This window comes from Vibrio sp. V03_P4A6T147 (genome assembly GCF_002241085.1).
In the GTDB taxonomy this organism is placed as follows: Bacteria; Pseudomonadota; Gammaproteobacteria; order Enterobacterales; family Vibrionaceae; genus Vibrio; species Vibrio anguillarum.
This window is the reverse complement of the sequence record NZ_NDIO01000004.1, coordinates 1-2,345: the sequence shown is the minus strand read 5'-3', so window position 1 is coordinate 2,345 and position 2,345 is coordinate 1. Positions and strand designations below refer to the sequence as shown.

Annotated in this window: 4 protein-coding genes; all 4 read left to right on the top strand. The window is 42.0% G+C overall.

Annotated elements, in window-relative coordinates; all coding sequences use genetic code 11:
* The first annotated feature begins 215 nt into the window (after nt 1-215).
* A complete protein-coding gene (locus B9J84_RS00140; RefSeq protein WP_094123252.1) occupies nt 216-467 on the top strand; it encodes a type II toxin-antitoxin system Phd/YefM family antitoxin in 252 nt (83 codons plus the stop codon).
* On the top strand, nt 457-744 hold the full coding sequence (locus B9J84_RS00135; protein ID WP_000221356.1) for a type II toxin-antitoxin system RelE/ParE family toxin: 288 nt from the start codon (nt 457-459) through the stop codon (nt 742-744). The genes B9J84_RS00140 and B9J84_RS00135 overlap by 11 nt, the downstream gene beginning before the upstream one ends.
* Before the next feature lie 157 nt (nt 745-901).
* Nucleotides 902-1,342: an NUDIX domain-containing protein gene (locus tag B9J84_RS00125; RefSeq protein ID WP_094123254.1), complete on the top strand. Its 441-nt coding sequence runs from the start codon at nt 902-904 to the stop codon at nt 1,340-1,342.
* Nucleotides 1,343-1,460: 118 nt separating this feature from the next.
* Nucleotides 1,461-2,261, top strand: a complete 801-nt coding sequence (locus B9J84_RS00120) for a PhzF family phenazine biosynthesis protein (RefSeq protein WP_094123251.1) — start codon at nt 1,461-1,463, stop codon at nt 2,259-2,261.
* Nucleotides 2,262-2,345: the final 84 nt, after the last annotated feature.

Here is a 2,345-nt window from a genome sequence, read left to right as displayed (position 1 = left end):
AAGTGCAGCAGCTAACAAACGGCTCAAGAGGAATTGCCAACGCTTGGCGACTCTAGTGCAAAATTGAAGTTCAGTGTTTACGGTGTGTTTTTTTGAGTTCGGCGGTGCATTGCCAACCCCTTAGCCGGGCGTTTTGCCTTTTTTCTAAAACTCTAACAATTACTTAAATTTATGTCTAAAATCACGTCTGATTTTAATGCGTATATTGAGAAGTTATTAAACAGGTACTAGCGAATTGCTCTGCCAGTATTTCAGAGTTAAAGAAAAATCCAACTGCTCTTTTGAACGAGGCTGATGGTTCAGCTATTGCGATCCTTAACCACAACAAACCCGCAGCTTACCTTGTACCGGCTGAAACTTACGAGTATCTGATGGATATGCTTGATGATTATGAGCTTTCCCAAATAGTAGATAGTCGTCGTGGTGATTTGTCGCAAGCTGTGGAAATCAATATTGATGACTTATAAGTTAAAGTTTTTGCCTGCAGCCCAAAAGGAGTGGAGTAAGCTAGCGCCAACGATTCAGAGTCAATTTAAAAAGAAACTTAAAGAAAGGCTAGAAAACCCCCACGTCCCATCATCAAAATTACGAGGTTATGATTCTGTTTACAAAATCAAACTTCGTACATCTGGTTATCGTTTGGCTTATGAAGTCATCGACAATGAAGTTGTCGTTTATGTACTCGCTGTTGGTAAACGAGATAAAGACGCTGTTTATAAGAAGCTGGCTTCACGCTTCAGCTAGCGGCATAACAAACGCTTCAAGAGGGACAGCCAACGCGTGGCATTTTCACTATGCGTTGGTTTTTGTGATTACAGTGTCATGCGGTAAGTTGGTAGTAGCGTTGGCTGCCCCTTAAGCGGGCGTTAGGCAATTGCACATTTAGTATTGAGGCAAAATGATTAATAAAGTGATCGATAAACTTGCTTGGGTTTTGATTCAAGATGGCAAGCTTTTAGCAGTAAGGTCTAAAGGAAAGGCGCTGTTCTACCTTCCTGGAGGTAAGCGTGAAGCCGGTGAAAATGATGAGGAAGCATTAATCCGTGAAATCAAAGAAGAGCTCTCAGTAGATCTTTCACCTACGAGCCTCAAATATATGGAAACATTCACAGCACAGGCAGATGGTAAGGCCGAGGGTGTTTCAGTAAAGCTGACCTGCTACTTTGCGGATTTTTCTGGTGAATTGCTTCCAGCGGCAGAAATCGAAGAACTTAAGTTCATTGATGGTAATGATGAAGCGGCTTGTTCAGTTGCAGCTTTGGTAGCGCTTCAATGGCTAGAGTCGTGGAAAAATTGCCTAACAAACGCCTCAAGAGGGATTGCCAACGCGTGGCGGCTTTAGTGCAAAATTGAAGTTCAGTGTTTACAGTGTGTTTTTTGAGTCCGGCGGTGCGTTGTCAACCCCTTAGCCGGGCGTTATGCAACTTATTTAACCTCGTCAATAAATAAAAGGGTATTGAGTGGAAGTCGGAATTTTTCAGGTAGACTCATTTACATCAGAAGTATTCAAGGGTAATCCTGCTGGAGTTTGCATTACTGAGACTAGCCTTGATGAAGAAACAATGTTGGCAATTGCTGCAGAAATGGCGGTGTCGGAAACCGCTTTTTTGTCACTTGATACGATGCAATTACGCTGGTTCACTCCAGAAGTTGAAGTCAGTTTATGTGGCCACGGTACACTAGCGGTAGCTCATGTTGTAAAAGAGCAGGGAATGTATAAAACTGGCGATATTCTTGAGTTTCAGACCTTATCTGGTATTTTGACTGCTCATCTTGATGAACATAATATTCATTTGTTATTTCCATCACCAAACCTTGATATGAACGTCTCTCCAAACATAGATATACTCAATTTGTTAGGTCTATCGCAATCGAGTTTAATCGCTTATGGCGAGTTTGATCATAAGCAACTCGTTGTGATTAACAGTGAGTCAACTCTCAACGAGCTTGTGCCTGATTTCAGTGGGTTATCAAAACTGAAAGGTCGTGGTGTTTTGGTTACAGCCAAATCAGATTCTGGTGTGGATTTTGTATCGCGTTATTTTGCTCCATGGGTTGGTGTAAATGAAGATCCAGTGACAGGTTCAGCGCATTGTGCTTTGTGTGCTTATTGGTCGAAAGAGTTAAATAAATTGAAGCTTAAAGGTTATCAGGCCTCAAATCGAGGTGGTTTTGTGGACGTAGAGCGAGTGAGTGAAAATCAAGTTAAGTTATCAGGGCAAGCAATAACCGTCTTTCAAGGCCGCATGAAAATTGCATAACAAACGCTTCAAGAGGGACAGCCAACGCGTGGCATTTTTACTGTGCGTTGGTTTTCGTGATTACGATGTTATGCGGAAAGTTAG

Excerpts from the sequence above, each read along its gene's own strand:
- B9J84_RS00135 (WP_000221356.1), top strand. The coding sequence starts at position 457 with ATGACTTATAAGTTAAAGTTTTTGCCTGCAGCCCAAAAGGAGTGGAGT.